A 20390-nucleotide genomic window follows, 5' to 3' on the forward strand; every position below is an offset into this window, starting at 1 on the left:
ATCCCCTAGATGGCCGAACCAACCCGGCCTTTGCGCAGTGCATCGATAACCGCTTCCTTCGGCCCGTCGGCCACCACCTTGCCGTTGTCCAGGACCAGCAGGCGGTCGACCAGACTAAGCATTGAGGTACGGTGGGTGACCAGCAGCAGGGTCTTGCCCTGGACCCAGCCATGCAGGCGTTGGCGCAACTGGTCTTCGCTGGCGTTGTCCATGTGGCTGGTGGGTTCGTCAAGGATCATGATCGGCGGCTCCAACAGCATCGCCCGGGCCAGCAGCACAGACTGGCGTTGTCCACCGGACAGCAGTTGGCCGCGTTCACCCACCGGGCGGTCGAAGCCTTGCGGATGTTGGCGCGCCAGTTCACTGACGCCGGTCAGCTCGGCCACTTCCAGCATGCGTGCGTCACTCACATAGCGCGCGCCGAGGGTGAGGTTGTCGCGCAGGCTGCCGGCCAGCAGCGGCAGGTCATGGGCGACATAGCCGATCTGGTTGCGCAGGTCGGCGATGTCGAGTTGGCGTAGGTCGAGATTGTCGAGCAGGATCTGCCCTTCGTCCGGGGCATAAAAGCCCATCAACAGGCGGGCCAGGGTGCTTTTGCCCGAACCGCTGCGGCCGATGATGCCGATGCGCTCGCCGGGTTTGACGCTGAAACTTACGGCATTGAGCGCTGCGGCATTCTGCCCGGTATAACGAAAGCTGACATGGCTGACCTCAAGGGCACCGTGCAGCTGGGTGCGCTCCAGCGGTTGCTGGCCGGCCTGGCGCTCTTGTGGCAGCGCCATCAACGCGTCGGTGCTGCGCATGGTCAGCTGCGCTTGCTGATAACGGGTAATCAGTCCGGCGATCTGGCCCAGCGGCGCCAGTACGCGGCTGCCGAGCATGTAGCTGGCGACCAGGGCACCCACGCTGAGATTGCCAGCAATGATGCTGTAGACCCCGGCAACGATGGTCGCCATGCCGCAGAACTGCTGAATGAACAAGGTGCCGTTGGTGGCCAGGGCCGACAGGTTGCGGGCATGGGCGTCGAGGCGGGTCAGGGCGCCGTGGGTGCTTTCCCATTGGTACTGACGCTCGCTTTCGGCACTGCAGGCTTTGAGGGTTTCCAGGCCGCCGAGGGTCTCGATCAACAGGGCCTGGCGCACCGCACCCAAGGCCAGGCTTTTTTGCACGGTGTCACGCAGGCGTATCTGAATGAACAGGGCGAAGATAATGGTGACTGGAAAGGCAATCAGTGGAATCACTACCAGCCAGCCGCCGAGCAGACCGATCACCAGCAGCATCAGCACCACGAACGGCAAGTCAATGACGCTGGTCAGGGTCACGGCGGTGAGAAATTCGCGCAGGCCCTGGAAGTCATGAATGCTTTGCGCAAAACCACCGATGGTGGCCGGGCGGGCCTTCATCGACATCCCGGTGATGCGTTCGAACAATGTAGCCGAGAGAATCAGGTCGGTCTTTTTCCCGGCCTGGTCCAGCAGGTGGGCGCGCACCACGCGCAGAATCAATTCGAACAGGCTGCCGATCAACAGGCCAACCACCAGCACCCAGAGGGTTGAGATGGCCTGGTTGGGCACGACCCGGTCGTAGGTCTGCATGACGAACAACGGCACCATCAGGCCGAGCAGGTTGATCAACAAACTGGCCAGCACCGCATCGCTGTAAAGCCAGCGAGACAGTTTCAGGGTGTCGCGGAACCAGGCATTGACCCGAGGCATCAACGGTGCGCGCAGGTCTTCGAGCTCATGCCGGGGGCGGGCGAACAGTGCTTCGCCGCTATAGGCCTCGGCCAGCTCCTGGCGGCTGACCCATTGTTCGCCACCTTCCGCCTCGCTGGGCAGGATCAGTGCCTTGCCGTCATCGCCCCAGCGCCGTAGCACGGCGCAGCGGCCCTGCTTGAGCAACAACAGCACCGGCAAGTTGAGCGCCGAAATCGCCTCCAGTTCCCGGCGCAGCACGCGCGCCTGCAAACCGGCGCGGGCAGCGGCTCGCGGCAGCAGGTCGAGGCTCAGACGCTGCTGGGCCAAGGGCAGGCCGGCACTCAGGCCGGCACGGCTGAGCGTGCAACCGTGCAGCTTGCAGAGAATCAGCAATCCATCGAGTAACGGGTCATCGAAACTCAGGCGCGGATCTGCCGCCGAGCTCACAGGTTGCATGCTGGTCACAATGGCCTACTCCTGCAGCAGATCGAGGCTTAGCGCATATCGGGCAGACGTGCTTCGCTCCTCACTTCACTCTTGGCGATGGCCTCAGGCGGCAGTGAGATGCGTTGTTTGCTGAGCAATTCACCCATGTTGGCCAGAACCCTGTACATCGAGAACTCCTCGATATAGCGCACCTCGGTGTAGCGGCGGTTGGCGTTGTACAGCTCGTTTTCGCTGTCGAGCAGGTCGAGCAGGGTACGTTGGCCGAGGCCGAACTGATCCTGGTAGGCGGCGCGCACACGGGTAGTGGTGTCAGCGTACTCGCGGGCAGTCGGGGTTTGCTTGCGGGCGTTGGTCATGGCGTTCCAAGACAGTGCCAGGTCCTCGTTGAGGGTGCGCAAGGCATTGTTGCGGATGTCCATGGCCTGGTTGATCTTGTGCGCATCCGACTGCAGGCGGGCCTTGTCGCTGCCACCGCGGAACAGGTTGTAGCTGAGCTCGACGCCGGCTTGCCAGTCGTTATTGTCATGACCGACCTGTCCTGCGGTGTTGTTGTTGGCGCCGGTGGCCAACACCGCATCCAGGCGTGGATAGAACGGCGACTTGGCCACTTCGTACTGCTGCTCGGCGGCTTGTACATCGGCTTGGGCCGACTTCAAGTAGGGGTTGTGCTCGAGCATGTCCTGACGCGCGTCGAGCAGGCTGGCGGGCATTTCACCCTTGATGGTGACCGGCGTTTCCAGTTCGTCGGGCACCCGGCCGATGACACTGAAGAAGTTGGCTTCGGCATCAGCCAGGTCGACTTCGGCGGTGTACAGGTTGTTTTCCGCCAGCGCGCGACGAGCGGTGGACTGGTCAAGGTCGGCGGTGCTGCCCACGCCGCGTTCGCTACGCAGGCCGATCTGGTCGTTGACGCGCAGGTGGGCCTGCAGGTTGTTCTTGGCCAGGGTCACCAGTTCACGGCGCTTGAGCACCTCCAGGTACACCTCGATGGCGCGCAGGCTGACGCTTTGGGCGGTTGCCTGGGTGTAATAGGCGCGGGAGTTGACCACCGCCTCGGTACGACCGACTTCGTTCGAGGTGTTGAAACCGTCGAACAGCATCTGCCGCAAGCGCAGATCGGACTGGGTGTAGTTCAGGGTTTCGGTGTTGTGATTGCGAGTGCCGTCGGCGTTGAAACCGCGGGTGTTGGTGTTGTCTGACTTCTGCCGACCATAGCCGGCAACCAGGTCCACACGCGGGTACCAACCGCCCTTGGCAACGTTGACATCTTCGTCTGCGGATAAGCGATTGTTGCGGCTGGCGTTGATTTCCGGATGTTGGTCCACGGCGCTTTGAACAGCTTCCGTAAGCGACATCGCCTGAGCATTGGCACATGCCATGGCCAATAGAATTGCGCTGGTGATGGGGGTCAAAACGCGCATGGGGTACTTCTCCCTGATCTCAAATTTTGGTGTTGCTGTCGTCATATTTTTGACGAACTTTTAAGGTCAAACCGTTTCAGGCTTGTAACAACAGAGCTAAGAACATTTATAAGGCGAGCTAAGAAGAAATTATCATAAGAGTTATGCGAAAAAAAACTTATGCGATCTAAGGAATCCGCGACATTGTTCATATCGGGCGACCCGTCGATACCGCGCTAGGGTGCATTTTTCGGGCGCCAGAGAAAGTTCAGAATTTTTTGCGGCAAAGGGCACGGATGTAGCGGAGGGGATGGAGGAAGATCAGTTGCTGGCGACAATTTTTTGGCATATGCCAAATCGCCAGCTTGTTTTTCCACGTTCACTGGGTGCCTGTCAGGCGAAAGTGTTGATTTCAATGAAATCCACCTGCGCCTTCAGCGCTTTCCAGGTGTTGGCTCGGGGCAGGCACCGTAGGCCGACTACGCGAGAATCAGGGTGCTTTTCTGCGAAAAACCGTTCCGCAGCGGAGGAGAGCGCTCATGGCCAAGTTAATCGGTATTGTCAGCAAAGTAGTCGGAGAGGTCTTCGCTGTCGCCAGTGACGGGACTCGTCGGGCGCTGGCCGAAGGTGACCGGCTATTTGCCGGCGAGCAGTTGCAGACTGGTGCCGCCGGTGCGGTGGCCGTGCATCTGCAAAATGGTGCCGAATTGACCTTGGGCCGTGACAGCAGTCTGGAGCTGTCCCCGCAGTTGCTGGCCAACCAGGCACCTCATGTCGATGCGCCGCAGGCACTGACGCCAAGTCAGGCGCAACTCACCGATGTGGAAAAACTCCAGCAAGCCATCGCCTCGGGCGCCGACCCGAGCCAGGATGCCGATCCGACGGCGGCCGGTCCCGGCAGTGGCGGTGCCCCGGGGGCAATTGGCGGCGGCCACTCCTTTGTCATGCTCAGCGAAGTGGGCGGTCGGGTTGACCCGGTCATAGGATTCCCGACTGCGGGTTTCAACGGCTTTGTCGAAGTGCCGGAGCTGGATGTTGGCGATCTCAATAACAACAATGACGCGCTGTTGGCGCCGCTACCAGTGGTCAATAACCCGGTCATTATCGACGGTTTGCAGGTGGAGGGGGGCGAGCTGAGCCTCAACGAAGCCAACCTGGCCCAAGGCTCGGCCAGTGATCCCGCCGCCTTGATCCAAACCGGCAGTTTTACTGTGGTCGCGGCAGATGGTGTGTTCAACCTGAATGTCGGTGGCATCAACGTCGTCACGGCTGGCGCTGTGACCGGTGTGGGTCAATCCATCACTACCGGGTTGGGCAACGTGTTGACCATCACCGGCTACGATGCTGCGACTGGTGTGGTCAGTTACAGCTACACCTTGAGCATCACCGAGGCACATCCGAACGGCGGTGGAGCCAATGGACAGGGCGAAAGTATCAGTGTCTTGGTCAGCGACACCGATGGTGATGTGGCCAGTGGTTCGCTGGATGTTACCGTTATCGATGATATGCCGCGGGCGGTAGCGGACAGCAATGCGCTGACGGCCACCGAAAACCAGCTGACGTTGACCGGTAACGTATTGACCAACGATGTGCAGGGCGCCGACCGCATCGCCAGCGGTCCGATCACCCCGCAAACCATCACCGGCACCTACGGCACCCTGGTCCTGGCTGCTGATGGTTCCTACACCTACACGCTGAACACCAGCGATGCGGACTTCATCAACCTGAAAGGCGGCGGCAGTGGTGTCGAAAGCTTCACCTACACCCTCAAGGACGCCGACGGCGACAGCAGCACGGCGACGTTGAAGATCGATGTCAGCAACCTCAACGACCCGGTAACCCTCAACGGCCTGAATGTCGAAGGCGGCGAACTGGCCTTCTACGAGCAAAGCCTCAACGACGGCAGCAGCCCGAACGGCTCGGCATTGACTCAGGGCGGCAGCTTCACCGTGAGCGCCCCGGATGGCCTGCAAACCCTGACCGTCGGCGGTATCACCGTGGTCTCTGGCGGCAATGCGGTCGGCTTCCCGCAATCGGCTACCACGCCGGAAGGCAACACCCTGACCATCACCGGTTACAACGCCAGCACCGGGGTGGTGACTTACATCTACACGCTGCTCGACAACGAAGCGCATAGCAGCGGTAACGGCACCACCTTGAGTGAAAGTTTCAGCGTAGTTGCTATCGACACCGATGGCAGCAGTGCCAGCGGCCACATCGATGTGAACATCGTCGACGATGCACCCAAGGCGAACGACGACACCAACACCACCGCCGCCACGGAAGCTCAACTGACCCTGACTGGCAATGTGTTGACCAACGATGTGCAGGGCGCCGACCGCATCGCCAGCGGCCCGATCACCCCGCAAACCATCACCGGCACCTACGGCACCCTGGTCCTGGCTGCTGATGGTTCCTACACCTACACGCTGAACACCAGCGACCCGGACTTCATCAACCTGAAAGGCGGCGGCAGTGGTGTCGAAAGCTTCACCTACACCCTCAAGGACGCCGACGGCGACAGCAGCACGGCGACGTTGAAGATCGATGTCAGCAACCTCAACGACCCGGTAACCCTCAACGGCCTGAATGTCGAAGGCGGCGAACTGGCCTTCTACGAGCAAAGCCTCAACGACGGCAGCAGCCCGAACGGCTCGGCATTGACTCAGGGCGGCAGCTTCACCGTGAGCGCCCCGGATGGCCTGCAAACCCTGACCGTCGGCGGTATCACCGTGGTCTCTGGCGGCAATGCGGTCGGCTTCCCGCAATCGGTTAGCACGCCGGAAGGCAACACCCTGACCATCACCGGTTACAACGCCAGCACCGGGGTGGTGACTTACACCTACACGTTGCTCGGCAACGAAGCGCATAGCAGCGGTAACGGCACCACCTTGAGTGAAAGTTTCAGCGTAGTTGCTATCGACACCGATGGCAGCAGTGCCAGCGGCCACATCGATGTGAACATCGTCGACGATGCACCCAAGGCGAACGACGACACCCACACAACTACGGCCACGGAACCTCAACTGACCCTGACTGGCAATGTGTTGACCAACGATGTGCAGGGCGCCGACCGCATCGCCAGCGGCCCGATCACCCCGCAAACCATCACCGGCACCTACGGCACCCTGGTGCTGGCTGCTGATGGTTCCTACACCTACACGCTGAACACCAGCGACCCGGACTTCATCAACCTGAAAGGCGGCGGCAGTGGTGTCGAAAGCTTCACCTACACCCTCAAGGACGCCGATGGCGACAGCAGCACGGCGACGTTGAAGATCGATGTCAGCAATCTCAACGACCCGGTGGAGATCCATGGCCTGGACCTCTGTGGTGGCGAGCTGACCTTCTACGAGCAAAATCTCAGCGACGGCAGCAGCCCGGACCAGTGGGCGCTGACCAAGGGCGGCACCTTTACCGTGGTTGCACCGGACGGCCTGCAATCGCTGGTCATCGGTGGCATCACGCTGGTCAGTGGCGGTGTCGTCAGCGCATTACCGCTGACCGGCACCACGCCGCTGGGCAACTCGATGACCATCCACAGCTACGACCCGAGCACCGGCGTGGTCGTCGGCACGTTCACCTTGCTTGACAATGAAAGCCACACCAGCGGCAACACCCTCGTCGAGCAAATCGAGGTGGTCGCCACCGATAGCGATGGCAGCACGGGCAGTGCCACCATTGATATCAATATCGTCGACGATGCGCCCAAGGCGAACGACGACACCCACACAACTACGGCCACGGAAGCTCAACTGACCCTGACTGGCAATGTGTTGAGCAACGATGTGCAGGGTGCTGACCGCATCGCCAGCGGCCCGATCATCCCGCAAACCATCACCGGCACCTACGGCACCCTGGTGCTGGCTGCTGATGGTTCCTACACCTACACGCTGCACACCAACGACCCGGACTTCATCAACCTGAAAGGCGGCGGCAGCGGTGTCGAAAGCTTCACCTACACCCTCAAGGACGCCGACGGCGACAGCAGCACGGCGACGTTGAAGATCGATGTCAGCAATCTCAACGACCCGGTGGAGATCCACGGCCTGGACCTCTGCGGCGGCGAGCTGACCTTCTACGAGCAAAATCTCAGCGACGGCAGCAGCCCGGACCAGTGGGCGCTGACCAAGGGCGGCACCTTTACCGTGGTTGCACCGGACGGCCTGCAATCGCTGGTCATCGGTGGCATCACGCTGGTCAGTGGCGGTGTCGTCAGCGCATTACCGCTGACCGGCACCACGCCGCTGGGCAACTCGATGACCATCCACAGCTACGACCCGAGCACCGGCGTGGTCGTCGGCACGTTCACCTTGCTTGACAATGAAAGCCACACCAGCGGCAACACCCTCGTCGAGCAAATCGAGGTGGTCGCCACCGATAGCGATGGCAGCACGGGCAGTGCCACCATTGATATCAATATCGTCGACGATGCGCCCAAGGCGAACGACGACACCCACACAACTACGGCCACGGAAGCTCAACTGACCCTGACTGGCAATGTGTTGAGCAACGATGTGCAGGGTGCTGACCGCATCGCCAGCGGCCCGATCATCCCGCAAACCATCACCGGCACCTACGGCACCCTGGTGCTGGCTGCTGATGGTTCCTACACCTACACGCTGCACACCAACGATGCGGACTTCATCAACCTGAAAGGCGGCAGTGGTGTCGAAAGCTTCACCTACACCCTCAAGGACGCCGACGGCGACAGCAGCACGGCGACGTTGAAGATCGATGTCAGCAATCTCAACGACCCGGTGGAGATCCATGGCCTGGACCTCTGCGGCGGCGAGCTGACCTTCTACGAGCAAAATCTCAGCGACGGCAGCAGCCCGGACCAGTGGGCGCTGACCAAGGGCGGCACCTTTACCGTGGTCGCACCGGACGGCCTGCAATCGCTGGTCATCGGTGGCATCACGCTGGTCAGTGGCGGTGTCGTTAGCGCATTACCGCTGACCGGCACCACGCCGCTGGGCAACTCGATGACCATCCACAGCTACGACCCGAGCACCGGCTTGGTCGTCGGCACCTTCACCTTGCTGGACAATGAAAACCATGCAACCGGCCAAGGCACCAACACCCTCGTCGAGCAAGTCGAGGTGGTCGCGACCGATAAAGACGGCAGCACTGCCCATGCAACCCTGGACGTGAACATCGTTGACGACGTACCTGCAGTGGTGGGCGCCGAGCGTTCGGTGACGCCGGGGCAGATCGATTCCAACCTGCTGCTGATCATCGATGTATCCGGCAGCATGAACGATCAGTCCGGAGTCCAGGGCAAGACCCGTATAGAACTGGCCAAGGATGCCATCAACGCCTTGCTCGACAAGTACGACGAGATGGGCGACGTCAAAGTCCAGATTGTTACCTTCAACTCATCTGCATCGGAGCAATCGGGCGTCTGGGTATCGGTCGCCCAGGCCAAGCAGATCGTTGCCGGGCTGTCGGCGGGTGGTGGTACCAACTACGATGATGCGGTGGCCGAGGCGAAGTCGGCCTTCGCCAACGGCGGCAGTTTGACCGGTGCGCAGAACATTGGCTACTTCTTCTCCGACGGCAACCCATCCTCAACCTCACAAGGCATAGATGCCTCCGACGAGATTGCCTGGAAATCCTTCCTCGACAACAACGGGATCAAGTCCTACGCCATTGGCCTGGGTAACGGCGTCAACGCCAGCAATCTCGACCCGCTGGCTTATGACGGCCGCACGCATACCGATACCAACGCTGTGGTGGTCACCGATCTCAATGCGTTGAATCAGGTGTTGTCCGGTACGGTGCAAGGTGCACCCATTACCGGCAGCTTGATGAACGGCGGCATTTTCGGTGCCGATGGCGGCTTTATCAAAGCATTGCTGGTCGATGGTACGACCTACACCTATGACCCGAAAGGGCAGGGCAGCTACAGCGCCAGTGGTGTCGATCGCGGCTCCTTCGACACCGCAACCAATACCTTCAACATCAAAACCATCAAGGGTGGTACCTTGCTGGTGGACATGGATACTGGCGAGTTCACCTACACGCCACCGAAAGACTCCGGCACCACCCTGGCCGAAAACATCAGCTTCACCGCCAGTGACAATGATGGTGACCTGAGCAGCGCCAACCTGGTGGTCAATGTCTACTCCAACGCCGCGCCAGTGGCCGGTGCTGACCATATCATCACCAATATCCTCTCCAGCACCATCACCGTACCGGTCGAAGCGCTGCTGGCCAACGACAGCGATGCCAACAACGATTTGCTCAGCGCATCGCCGATTAGCTTCACGACCAATTGGGCAGCCAAAGGGGCTGGGTTCACGGTGGGTAACGGCACGCCCACGGTCGGTTTCTCGGGAACTACCAGCAACTTGGCCAACCAGTCGAAGGATTTGCCGCGCAGTTCGTTTCGCACCGCTTCGAACACCACCACTGCGGCGCTGCTGGTCAGTGGCTACCTGGGCGCGCTTTCAAGTGGGGCCAATGCTGAGGACGTACTGACTGTTACGCTGAAAAAAGGTGAGACGCTCAAGCTTGATCACGACCGCCCCGCTGGCAACATCCTGATGGAGTGGAAGGGTGAGAATGGCGTTTATCAAACCATTGCCGATGGCAGTAGTTTCACTGCCAGTCATGACGGTGTGTACAGCATCCACATGGTCAACCTGCTCAATCCTGCCGGGGGCAATGCCGACGGATGGGAGCGATATGCCTTGACCATGAAGGTCGACTACGCCAACGCCCAGAACCAAACCTACAACGGCGCCTATACGGTCAGTGATGGGCATGGTGGCACCGGCACTGGCAACGTCGATATCACTTACCAGCAAGGTAGTGTCCTGACCGGGACTGATGGCCACGACACCTTGCTGGGCGGGACGGGCAGCGACACCCTCAATGCCGGGGCCGGCAATGATGTGCTGACCGGTGGCAACGGTAACGACATCCTCAACGCCGGCGATGGCAATGACTTGCTCAACGGCGGCAGCGGCAATGATCAGCTCAATGGCGGTGGCGGCATCGATACTGCCAGTTACACCGGTGCCAGCGGTGGGGTGAGCGTCAGCCTGGCGAGTGCTGCGGAGCAGAATACCGGAGGGGCGGGGAGGGATATCTTGAGCGGTATCGAGAACCTGATCGGCTCGGACTACAACGACAACTTGACCGGCGATGGCAATGCCAACCTGCTCAGTGGTGGCCTGGGTAACGATGCTTTGAACGCAGATGACGGTAACGATGTGCTGATCGGCGGGCCGGGCAACGACACCCTCACGGGCGGTGACGGTAACGATATTTTCCTCTGGCAACAGGGTAATACCGGGCGTGATGTTGTCACTGACTTCACCCCGGGCACAGATCGGCTTGACCTGTCGCAGTTGCTCCACGGAGAAAACGCGACATCGGCGTCACTGGATGACTATCTGCACTTCAAGGTTACCGGCAGTGGCGCCGGGGTGGTATCGACTATTGAGGTGAGTGCGGTGGCGGGAGCTGCGCCGACCCAGATCATTGACCTGGCGGGGGTCAACCTGGCTCAGCACTATGGGGTGACGGCGGGAGCGGGCGGCGTGATTGCTGCCGGGCAGGATACCGCGACCATCATCAACGGGATGCTCAATGATCATTCGTTGAAGGTGGATACGGTGTAACGGCGGGGCAGGTCAGGACGGTCGACGCAGGGTTTTCTGCCGCAAGATGTAAATGCTCACCAGTACCGCACTGGTGAGCATGAATCCGCGCGCCCAAGGCATCGGCACCAGGTAGCAGGACAGACCGATGCTCAGCCACATCAAGGCGATCGCGTAGAGCTTGCCTTTGAGCGGGATGCCTTCACCACTGAGGTAATCACGAATCCACGGCCCAAGATGTGGATGACTGACCAGCCAATGGTGAAAGCGCGGAGAGCTGCGGGCAAAGCAGGCCGCAGCCAGAAGCAGGAAGGGAGTGGTCGGCAACACCGGCAGGAAGATGCCGATCACTCCCAGCGCGACGCTGAGCCAGCCGGTGGCCAGCAGCAGGTAGCGCATTGACGCCGACTCAGTGGTGGCGTGGCTTGAGCAAAGCAGGTGCAGGTTTTTCGTCTGGTGCATGCTGCAGCAGATACAGCGCGGTCAGCGCCTCTGGAATCTGCACGATCATGTCGTCCATCAGATTGGCGTCGCTGGCGATGTCGGCGAATTCCGGCTGTTCGTCGAACAGGCCGGAACCGACCATGATCGGCAGCAGCATCTCGCTGACTTCTTCTTCGGCGGTTTCGAACCAGGCTTCTTCGCGCATGAACACGCCTTCCATGAAGCCGATGCACCAGCCGCGCAGGTCGGAATCGTCCGGCTCATCGCCCAGATCCAGGTCGCAAGGCAGTTCGAACTCCTCATCGCTGGCCAGCTGACGGGCGATGTGCGCTTTGAGCTGGATCAGCGTGGCTTCGATCTCCTCACGCTGGGCGGCGTCTTTGTAATGCGGCTCTTCGGCGAACAGGGCGTCGATCCATTCGCGCTCGGGAACCGCCTCGGTACCAATCGACAATGCGGTCAGGTAGCCGTGGGCGGCAACGTAGTCCAGCGCTTCTTCGTGCAGCTCGTCGGCGTCGAGGAAGGCTTGCAGGCGGTTCAATTGCTCGGCGAAGGACATTACAGGGCTACCTTGGGAATAAACGATGATCGAATTCTAGCATCTTGCGGCGCTTGCGAGGCAAAGGATGACGCCTATCGCAGAGCGCCCTGTGCGAGGTGACGCTCGGGTATAATGCCCGGCTTTTGTACCAGGCCATGCTGAAGCGGCAGGTCGGGTAAAAGCCGCTTACGCATTTTCAGGTGTGGCGGGGAAGGTTTTCATCCAGCCTGTGGCCAGGATGGTTCTGCGATTTATGGAGTTTTTATGCTCGAACAGGCTCAGCGCGTCCTCAAGGACATCTTCGGCTATGACAGCTTTCGAGGGCGCCAGGGGGCGATCATCGAATGCGTGGCCAAGGGTGGCGATGCGCTGGTACTGATGCCCACCGGGGGCGGCAAATCCCTGTGCTTTCAGGTGCCGGCGCTGTTGCGTCCGGGCCTGGCGGTGGTGGTGTCACCGCTGATCGCGCTGATGGAAGACCAGGTGGCGACCCTCGACGAGTTGGGTGTGGCCGCAGCGTCGCTGAACTCGACCCTGAGCGCGGAGCAGCAGCGTGAGCTGGCCGGACGCATTCGCCGGGGCGAGGTGAAGATGCTCTACCTGGCACCGGAGCGCCTGGTGCAGCCGCGCATGCTGGATTTTCTGCGTACCCTGGATATCGCCTTGTTCGCGATCGACGAGGCCCACTGCGTATCGCAATGGGGGCATGACTTCCGTCCCGAGTACCTGCAACTGGGGCAGTTGGCCGAACTGTTCCCCCATGTGCCGCGCATAGCCCTGACCGCTACGGCGGACATGCGCACCCGCGAAGAAATCGTCACGCGCCTGCACTTGCAGAACGCCGAGCGTTTCCTGTCGAGTTTCGACCGGCCGAACATCTTCTACCGTATCGTGCCCAAAGAGCAGCCGCGCAAGCAGTTGCTGGCGTTCCTCGGCGAACGACGCGGCAACGCCGGTATTGTCTATTGCCTGTCACGCAAGAAGGTCGACGATGTCGCCGCCTACCTGTGCGACCAGGGCTTCCCGGCGCTGCCGTATCACGCCGGCCTGCCTGCCGAGACCCGGGCCTCCAACCAGCGCCGCTTCCTCAACGAGGAGGGCCTGATCATGGTCGCCACCATCGCCTTCGGCATGGGTATTGATAAACCCAACGTGCGCTTCGTTGCCCACCTGGATCTGCCCAAGTCGCTGGAAGCCTACTACCAGGAAACCGGCCGCGCCGGACGCGATGGCCTGCCTGCCGATGCCTGGATGGCCTACGGGCTGCAGGACATGGTGATGCTCAAGCAGATGTTGCAGAACTCCGAGGGTGACGAGCGCCACAAGCGCATCGAGCAACACAAGCTCGACGCCATGCTCGCCCTCTGTGAAGAAACCCGTTGCCGCCGGCAGATTCTGCTCAACTACTTCGATGAAGAACTGCCGCAACCTTGCGGGCATTGCGACAACTGCATCGACGGCGTGCAGACCTGGGACGCTACCGAGCCGGCGCGCCAGGCCCTGTCGGCGGTGTACCGCACCGGCCAGCGCTATGGTGTCGGTCATCTGGTGGACGTGTTGCTGGGGCGCGACAACGAGAAAATCCGCAACTTCGGCCATCAGAAATTGGCCGTGTATGGCGTCGGCAAGGCTCGTTCCGAGGGCGATTGGCGTTCGCTGTTCCGCCAGTTGGTCGCTCGCGGTCTGGCCGATATCGACCTGGAGGGTTACGGCGGTTTGCGCCTGTCCGACAGTTGTCGGCCATTGTTGCGCGGAGAAGTGAGCCTGGAGTTGCGCCGTGACCTCAAACCGCAAACCAGCAGCAAGGGCACGGGTAGCGGCAGCGGTGGCAGCCCGGCCAGCCAGCTGGTGCGTGGCGACGAGCGCGAACAATGGGAGGCGCTGCGTGCGCTGCGGCGCAAGCTGGCCGAGGAGCATGGCGTACCGCCCTATGTCATCTTCCCTGACTCGACGTTGCTGGAAATGCTGCGCAGCCAGCCGGGCAGTCTCAGTGAAATGGCTCAGGTCAGTGGCGTTGGTGCGCGCAAGCTGGAGCGCTACGGCGCGGCGTTCCTCGATGTATTGGGCGGTGCCGCCGAGGCACCACCGCAGGTTGCCGACCTGCGCCACGAGCTGACCAGCCTGGCCCGTGCTGGCATGACCCCGGCGCAAATAGCTGGGCAGTTGAACTGCAGTGAAAAGAACGTTTACAGCATGCTCGCCGAAGCCATTGGCCGCCAGCAGCTGTCGCTGGAGCAGGCCCTGGACTTGCCGGAGGACCTGCTCGCCGAAGTGCAGGATGCCTTCCTTGATGGCGAAGGCGAACTACCACCGGTATCGGCCATTGCCGAGCAGTTCGGTGCCCGTGTGCCGGAAGGGGTTCTGTACTGCGTTCGGGCGGCATTAGCCGCTGAATTCGAAATGTAAACGGTGTTTTGTCATCTTTTATAACGATTGTCAGGCAGATTGAACCGTGAGGAGCCTTGCCTGTTGTGCAGGAGCATGGTTAGCTGACTAATAATTAGTTCTGATGATGAGTTTTCTATGCCGTTGACCGATCACCACCGCTTCGGAATGCAGCTGGCCCAGATGTCGCGGGGGTGGCGCGCCGAACTGGACCGCCGCCTCGCCGGCCTCAATTTGTCCCAGGCACGCTGGCTGGTGTTGCTGCACCTGGCCCGATTCGACGAAGCACCGACCCAGCGCGAACTGGCCCAGAGTGTGGGGGTCGAGGGGCCAACCCTGGCGCGCTTGCTCGACAGCCTCGAGTCCCAGGGGCTGGTACGGCGTCAGGCTGTGGTGGAAGATCGGCGGGCGAAAAAGATCCACCTGTGTCCTCCGGCCAAACCATTGATCGAGCAGATCGAAACCATCGCCAATGCCTTGCGCGCCGAGCTCTTCACCGGTGTCGACGAAGAGGAATTGCGCGTGTGCATGAAGGTCCACGCGCGCATCCTGGCCAACCTGGAAAAGTCCTGACCGGGCTCAGAAGGTGTGACCCAGGTTGAGGTACAACGCCTTCTGATTTTCGCTGTTGGCCCCGTAACTGAAGTTCAGCGGGCCCAGCGGCGTCTCGAAACCGACGAAAACACTGGCGGCATTGATGTAGCCGCTGTCGAATTCGTTGTCATTGTTCCAGGCCCGTCCGCGCTCGAGCGACCCGCCCAGGTACAGCGGGAAGTCCAGTGGCAGATAGGCGCGTGGTGTCAGTCTGCGGTAGTAAACCATGCGCATCAGGCTTATGTTCTGCCCGGACACCGAGTCCTGGCGGAAGCCTGACAGTTGCCGGGCGCCACCGAGGACAAAGCTTGAGGTCACCACCTCGGCCTCATCCAGGGTCCGGCCATACTGGGTGCCCAGCACCCAGGTGTTGGCGCCGCTGCTCAGGGCTTTGTCCAGTTTGAAGTTCCATTGCCGATAACGCTGGTCGGACCCCAGTTCCGGTTCGAACTGGCGCAGGGTCAGGCTGATGTCTTCACCGCTGTGCGGGAAATAGACATTGTCCAGGGTGTCGAACGAATACTTCAGCTCATAGAAGCCTTCGTTGAAGTTGAAGTGCGGTAGATCCTGATCGCCAATGCGCACTTCGGCATTGCCCCAGGCCTGGCCGACCCCGAAGCGCACTTCGCCGCTGTTGCCGATCTGGCGCCCCAGGTTCAGGCCGAAGCCGTAACGTTCAAGGCGGTATTCGGCAATCGGGTCTTCGTCCAGTGTGGCTTCGATGTTCTGCGAGCCGAGGTCCAGATAAGGCGCGATGAAGTAGCGGGAGCCGGCATCCAGTGGTTGATAGAACTCGCTGTACAGCTCTTGCTGATCGCCGATCTGCGCACGGGTCAACCACTCGCCGCCCAGTTCGTTGATGCCGTTGACCCGATAACTGGCGCCAATATTGAAAGCACTGTCGCCGCGCATGTCATCCGACAGGTTCAGGCCCAGGCGCAGGTAGTCGGTGCCACCGCGGCGGCCGCGGGCGTTGATCACCAGGGTGTTGTCGCTGCCCTTGTGTACAACCCGGTATTGAACCCGGTCGAAGTAGTCCAGGCCGTAGAGGGTGCCCATGTCGGTCTGCAGCCGCCCCAGCTCCAGGGGTTCGCCGAGCGGCTGGCGAATGTAGAAGCGGATTACGTCGTCACTGACCTTCGAGTCGTTCTCGATTCTGATGGCGGTAATGACCGGCGTGCGCTGGCTCGGTGAGCGGGCGACATTCAGTTCGGCATCGCTGCTGTCGGGGCGTTTGAGTACCGCCAAGCGCGGGTCCAGAGCACGGGCGGCGCGGTAGCCGGCGTCGATCATTTCCTTGGCGCGGCCAAAATCGGTGACGCCGAAACTGGCCAGCGGCGGCTGGATCAGGATGTCGTCGCGGTGCAGTTGGGCCAGTTGTTCCTCAGAGTTGCGTCGCGTCATCAGGGTGATCGACTGGTTGAGCACATCGACCACGGTTGTCAGTTGCTTGCGATCGCGCAGCGGCGAGCCGATGTCGACCACAATCGCTACATCCACGCCCATCTCGCGGGCGACATCCAGGGGAATGTTATCAACCATGCCGCCATCGACCAGCAGCCGGCCATCCAGATCGACCGGGGCGAACACTGCGGGAATCGACATACTGGCGCGAATCACCTGAGGCAGGTGACCACGGCGGAACACGACTTTCTCGCCGCTGGCGATGTCGGTAGCCACGGCGCGGAACGGGATCGGCAGCTTGTCGAAGTCGCGGGTATCGCTGGTGTGGGCCAACAGGCTTTCCAGCAACAGGGCCAGGTTCTGCCCCTGGATCACCCCCAGCGGCAAGCCGAGGCTGCCGTCGTCGCGGAAACTGAGTTTCTGTTTGACCAGGAAGTCGCGGTCATCCTGTTTACGCCGGAACGGCACGTCCTTGCGTGGCGGGGCATCGGACAGCGCCTGTTGCCAGTCGATACCCAGGGCGAGTTTTTCCAGCTCGTCGACCTTATAGCCTGAGGCATACAGGCCGCCGACCACCGCGCCCATGCTGGTGCCAGCAATGGCATCGACCTTGATACCTTGCTCTTCCAGGGCTTTGAGCACACCGATATGGGCCAGGCCACGGGCGGCACCGCCAGACAGCACCAGGCCTATTTTCGGTCGTGGTGGTTCGGCGGCGAGCAGCGGGAAGGAAAAGACGATCAGCAACAGACTCAACAGCAAACGGTGCATCTTGGCTCTCGGAGCTAAGGCTAAAGACCGCTAGTATAAGCGCCCCCGCCTGTCTGGAGTCTGTCACCCCATGAATGCCCATAAAGCCGAAATTGTCATTGCCTATTGCACCCAGTGCCAGTGGCTGCTGCGTGCCGCCTGGCTGGCCCAGGAACTGCTCAGCACGTTCAGTGACGACCTTGCCCGGGTGGCCCTTGAGCCCGCCACCGGCGGTACCTTTCGGATCACTTGCGACGGCGTGCAGATCTGGGAGCGTAAGGCCGATGGTGGCTTCCCTGAAGCCAAGGTCCTCAAACAGCGAGTGCGCGACCAGATCGATCCGCAGCGCGACCTGGGTCACAACGACCGCCCATAATCAGCATCAGCCTTCGACGGTAGCCGCCTTGTTGGCCTGGGTGCTGGCGGCCAGGCGGCTGGAGATGATGATGGCGAGGATGATCAGCGCGCCACCGAGGAGCATGCGCGGGGTCGGCGCTTCGGCGAAGATCAGCCAGGCCAGGGCGATACCGTAGACCGGCTCCAGGGCGAACACCACCGCCGCAGTGCGTGCCTTGATCACTGCAAGGCTGGCGACGAAAAGGCTGTGGGCAACGCCGGTGCAGAACACGCCGAGCAAGCCGATCCACAGCCAGTCCATTGCCGCGACTTCGGTTAGCGCCGGCGCGGCGGCTGGCAACAGGCACAGGGCGACCACCGCGTTCTGACACAACGCTGCCTGCACAGCCGGAATGCGGGGGCTGGACGCCCGGTTGGTCAAGGACAACAACGAAAACAGCAAGCCTGACAGCAAAGACCAGAGCAGGCCGCCCGTGGCCTGGCTGGCCAGGTCGAAGTCGGGGGTGACCAATATCAGTCCGATGCTTACCAGCAGCACCAGAATGATTTCGTTGCTGCGAATCCGTTCACGAAACAGCAGGCTTTCAAGGATCACGGTAAAGGCCGGAAAGCTGGCAAAGCCCAAGGTGGCAATCGCCACGCCGGCGACTTTGACGGCTAGGAAGAAACTCACCCAGTGCCCGGCCAGCAACACGCCTCCTAACAGTAGACGACTCCAGTCCTGAGCTTGCAGCGGTTGCCAGGCTTTTTGCGCAAAACGGGCGAAGAGGCCAAGCGCCAGTACGGCGAAGACCGCGCGGCCAAAAACGATGATCGACGGCGCCGCCTGGGCCAGTTTGCCGAGGACGCCAGTCAGGCCGAAGAACAGCGCGCCGATATGCAGGGCGCCGAGGGCGGTGCGATGGTTCATGGTGATCCTTGTTTTAGGCAGGACAGCTCAGCCAGTGTACGAGGCGGCGGTAGTGGCTGTCTGTCGCACGCCTCGCGCTAGTTGTCGCCAGACTCGCGGCGCAGTGCCCGAGGTGCACGGCCGAACGTTTTGAGCATGGCGGCGGAGAAGGCGCTTTGCGAGCTGTAGCCGACCCGGCTGGCGATTTCGCCGATGGCCAGGTCCGTCTCGGCCAGCAACCCGCGAGCTTTGAGCAGCCGACGTTGGCGGATGTAGTCCATGGGCGTCATCGACGCTTCGGCGATGAAGCGCGCATGCAAGCGTGCACAGGAAAGCCCGGCCAGACAGGCCAGGTCGGCAACCTGCAACGGGTAAGCGGCGTTTTGCTCGATGTAGGCGTCGAAGCTGGCAAAGGGCAGTTGCTTCTGTACGGTGACCGGGTCTGGTGCGTTGCTCAGGCTCGCCAGCAGCAACACTGCGCCCTGCTCGGCAATCAGCGGGTCGGTCACCGGGCCGGCCGCCAGCCAGTCGACCAGTTGCTGTTGGTGGTTGTTCAGCATCAGCGAGCCGCAGTGCTCCAGCAGCCGCTGGCTGGCCGCGGCCTGTTCGCCCAGGCTGCGTTCGAGCCAGGCGTCACCCGGTACATCAAAGACCAGGCAATGGCTACCACTGACACTGCCGCAGGCATGGTGGGCGCCGCCCGGCACCACGATCAAGCCCTGACGCTCGATCCGCGCGCCGCGACCGTCAAGTTCGAAGTCCAGTTGCCCGCGCAAGCCGAACACCAGTTGCGGATGCTCATGGCTGTGGGCGATCAGGTCGTGTGTGTAGTGACGCAGGGAGAGAATCGAGCCGCTGCTCATTGCCGTGTCCTCCAGGCAGTGGCCGCAGTGTACAGGGTCAGGCAAGGTGCTGGGGTGTCATCAGATCGACGTGTTTTCGTCACGTTCGTTTCATTGCCCGCTGGCACGCTCGGCAAAACTGCCCCGGAGCCAGCCCATGAGCCATGCCGAGCTAGTCAAACCCTCGCGTAAGCAACGTGTGCGTACCTTGTGGATCTCTGACGTGCACCTGGGAACGCGCGATTGCCAGGCCGAGCACTTGTCGCAGTTCCTCAAGGGCTATCAGGCCGATCAGATCTATCTGGTCGGCGACATTATCGATGGCTGGAAACTGCGCGGTGGCATGTACTGGCCGCAGGCGCATAGCAACGTTATCCGCCGCTTGCTGACCATGAGCAAGCGGGGCACCGAGGTGATCTATGTCACCGGCAATCACGACGAATTCCTGCGGCGTTACTCCAAGCTGGTGTTGGGCAATATCCGCCTGGTCGATCAGGCCGAGCACTTGACCGCCGATGGTCGGCGTTTGCTGGTAATTCATGGTGATCAGTTCGATGTGATCACCCGTTACCACCGCTGGCTGGCTTTTCTCGGCGATTCAGCCTACGAGTTCACCCTGACCCTCAACCGTTGGCTCAACCATTGGCGCGCCCGTTATGGCTACGGCTACTGGTCGTTGTCGGCGTACCTCAAGCACAAGGTCAAGACGGCAGTCAGTTTCATCAGCGATTTCGAAGAGGCGATCGCCCATGAGTGTGTCAAGCGTGGCTTTCATGGCGTAGTTTGCGGGCACATTCACCATGCCGAAATCCGCAAGGTCGGCGAAGTCGACTACTTGAACTGTGGTGACTGGGTCGAGTCGTGCACGGCGTTGATCGAGCATTGGGATGGCAATATCGAACTGTACCGCCTGGCCGACGCCCAGGCGCGCGAAGCGCAGCGTCTGGCTGACCTGCAATGGCTCGAGCCGCGTTGACGCCTTGCCGCCTGTCGGAACAGTGGCTGCTGAGGACGCGTTTCTGGCCTTGCG

12 protein-coding genes are annotated in these 20390 nt (G+C 61.3%); 5 read left to right on the forward strand and 7 right to left on the reverse strand.

Annotated features, from left to right (window positions below; genetic code table 11):
* Positions 1 to 5 precede the first annotated feature (5 nt).
* A complete protein-coding gene (locus C6382_RS18000) occupies positions 6 to 2153 on the reverse strand; it encodes a type I secretion system permease/ATPase (protein WP_371919633.1) in 2148 nt (715 codons plus the stop codon).
* Positions 2154 to 2191: 38 nt separating this feature from the next.
* Positions 2192 to 3565 (reverse strand): TolC family outer membrane protein, encoded by a 1374-nt coding sequence (locus C6382_RS18005; RefSeq protein ID WP_107025717.1) that lies wholly within the window; start codon positions 3563 to 3565, stop codon positions 2192 to 2194.
* 518 nt (positions 3566 to 4083) lie between these two features.
* On the opposite strand from C6382_RS18005, the gene C6382_RS18010 reads away from it, so the two are divergent.
* Positions 4084 to 11175: a retention module-containing protein gene (locus C6382_RS18010; protein ID WP_107025718.1), complete on the forward strand. Its 7092-nt coding sequence runs from the start codon at positions 4084 to 4086 to the stop codon at positions 11173 to 11175.
* A gap of 12 nt (positions 11176 to 11187) precedes the next feature.
* Here C6382_RS18010 and C6382_RS18015 read toward each other — a convergent pair whose 3' ends face one another.
* Together C6382_RS18015 and C6382_RS18020 are read right to left on the reverse strand one after the other, a co-directional pair.
* Positions 11188 to 11553 carry a YbaN family protein gene (locus C6382_RS18015; RefSeq protein WP_107025719.1) on the reverse strand — a complete coding sequence of 122 codons (366 nt, stop codon included), beginning with the start codon at positions 11551 to 11553 and terminating at the stop codon, positions 11188 to 11190.
* A gap of 10 nt (positions 11554 to 11563) precedes the next feature.
* Positions 11564 to 12157 (reverse strand): YecA family protein, encoded by a 594-nt coding sequence (locus tag C6382_RS18020; RefSeq protein WP_107025720.1) that lies wholly within the window; start codon positions 12155 to 12157, stop codon positions 11564 to 11566.
* A gap of 246 nt (positions 12158 to 12403) precedes the next feature.
* On the opposite strand from C6382_RS18020, the gene recQ reads away from it, so the two are divergent.
* Positions 12404 to 14545: a DNA helicase RecQ gene (gene recQ / locus C6382_RS18025; protein WP_107025721.1), complete on the forward strand. Its 2142-nt coding sequence runs from the start codon at positions 12404 to 12406 to the stop codon at positions 14543 to 14545.
* Between the two features lie 117 nt (positions 14546 to 14662).
* Entirely contained in the window at positions 14663 to 15097 is a 435-nt protein-coding gene (locus C6382_RS18030) for a MarR family transcriptional regulator (RefSeq protein WP_107025722.1), read from the forward strand.
* Positions 15098 to 15103: 6 nt separating this feature from the next.
* On the opposite strand, the gene C6382_RS18035 is transcribed toward C6382_RS18030, so the two are convergent.
* Complete coding sequence (locus C6382_RS18035) at positions 15104 to 17293, reverse strand: patatin-like phospholipase family protein (protein ID WP_107025723.1); 2190 nt, start codon at positions 17291 to 17293, stop codon at positions 15104 to 15106.
* A 70-nt stretch (positions 17294 to 17363) separates the two neighbouring features.
* Here C6382_RS18035 and C6382_RS18040 point away from each other — a divergent pair, with 70 nt between their 5' ends.
* Positions 17364 to 17648, forward strand: a complete 285-nt coding sequence (locus tag C6382_RS18040; RefSeq protein ID WP_107025724.1) for a SelT/SelW/SelH family protein — start codon at positions 17364 to 17366, stop codon at positions 17646 to 17648.
* Positions 17649 to 17654: 6 nt separating this feature from the next.
* Here the strand turns inward: C6382_RS18040 and C6382_RS18045 are convergent, their stop codons facing one another.
* Positions 17655 to 18539, reverse strand: a complete 885-nt coding sequence (locus C6382_RS18045; RefSeq protein ID WP_107025725.1) for a DMT family transporter — start codon at positions 18537 to 18539, stop codon at positions 17655 to 17657.
* Positions 18540 to 18616: 77 nt separating this feature from the next.
* Positions 18617 to 19381 carry an AraC family transcriptional regulator gene (locus C6382_RS18050; RefSeq protein WP_107025726.1) on the reverse strand — a complete coding sequence of 255 codons (765 nt, stop codon included), beginning with the start codon at positions 19379 to 19381 and terminating at the stop codon, positions 18617 to 18619.
* 136 nt (positions 19382 to 19517) lie between these two features.
* Here C6382_RS18050 and C6382_RS18055 point away from each other — a divergent pair, with 136 nt between their 5' ends.
* Complete coding sequence (locus C6382_RS18055; RefSeq protein WP_107025727.1) at positions 19518 to 20336, forward strand: UDP-2,3-diacylglucosamine diphosphatase; 819 nt, start codon at positions 19518 to 19520, stop codon at positions 20334 to 20336.
* The last annotated feature ends 54 nt before the right edge of the window (positions 20337 to 20390 follow it).

It is taken from the genome of Pseudomonas sp. BBP2017, assembly GCF_003024385.1.
GTDB lineage: Bacteria > Pseudomonadota > Gammaproteobacteria > Pseudomonadales > Pseudomonadaceae > Aquipseudomonas.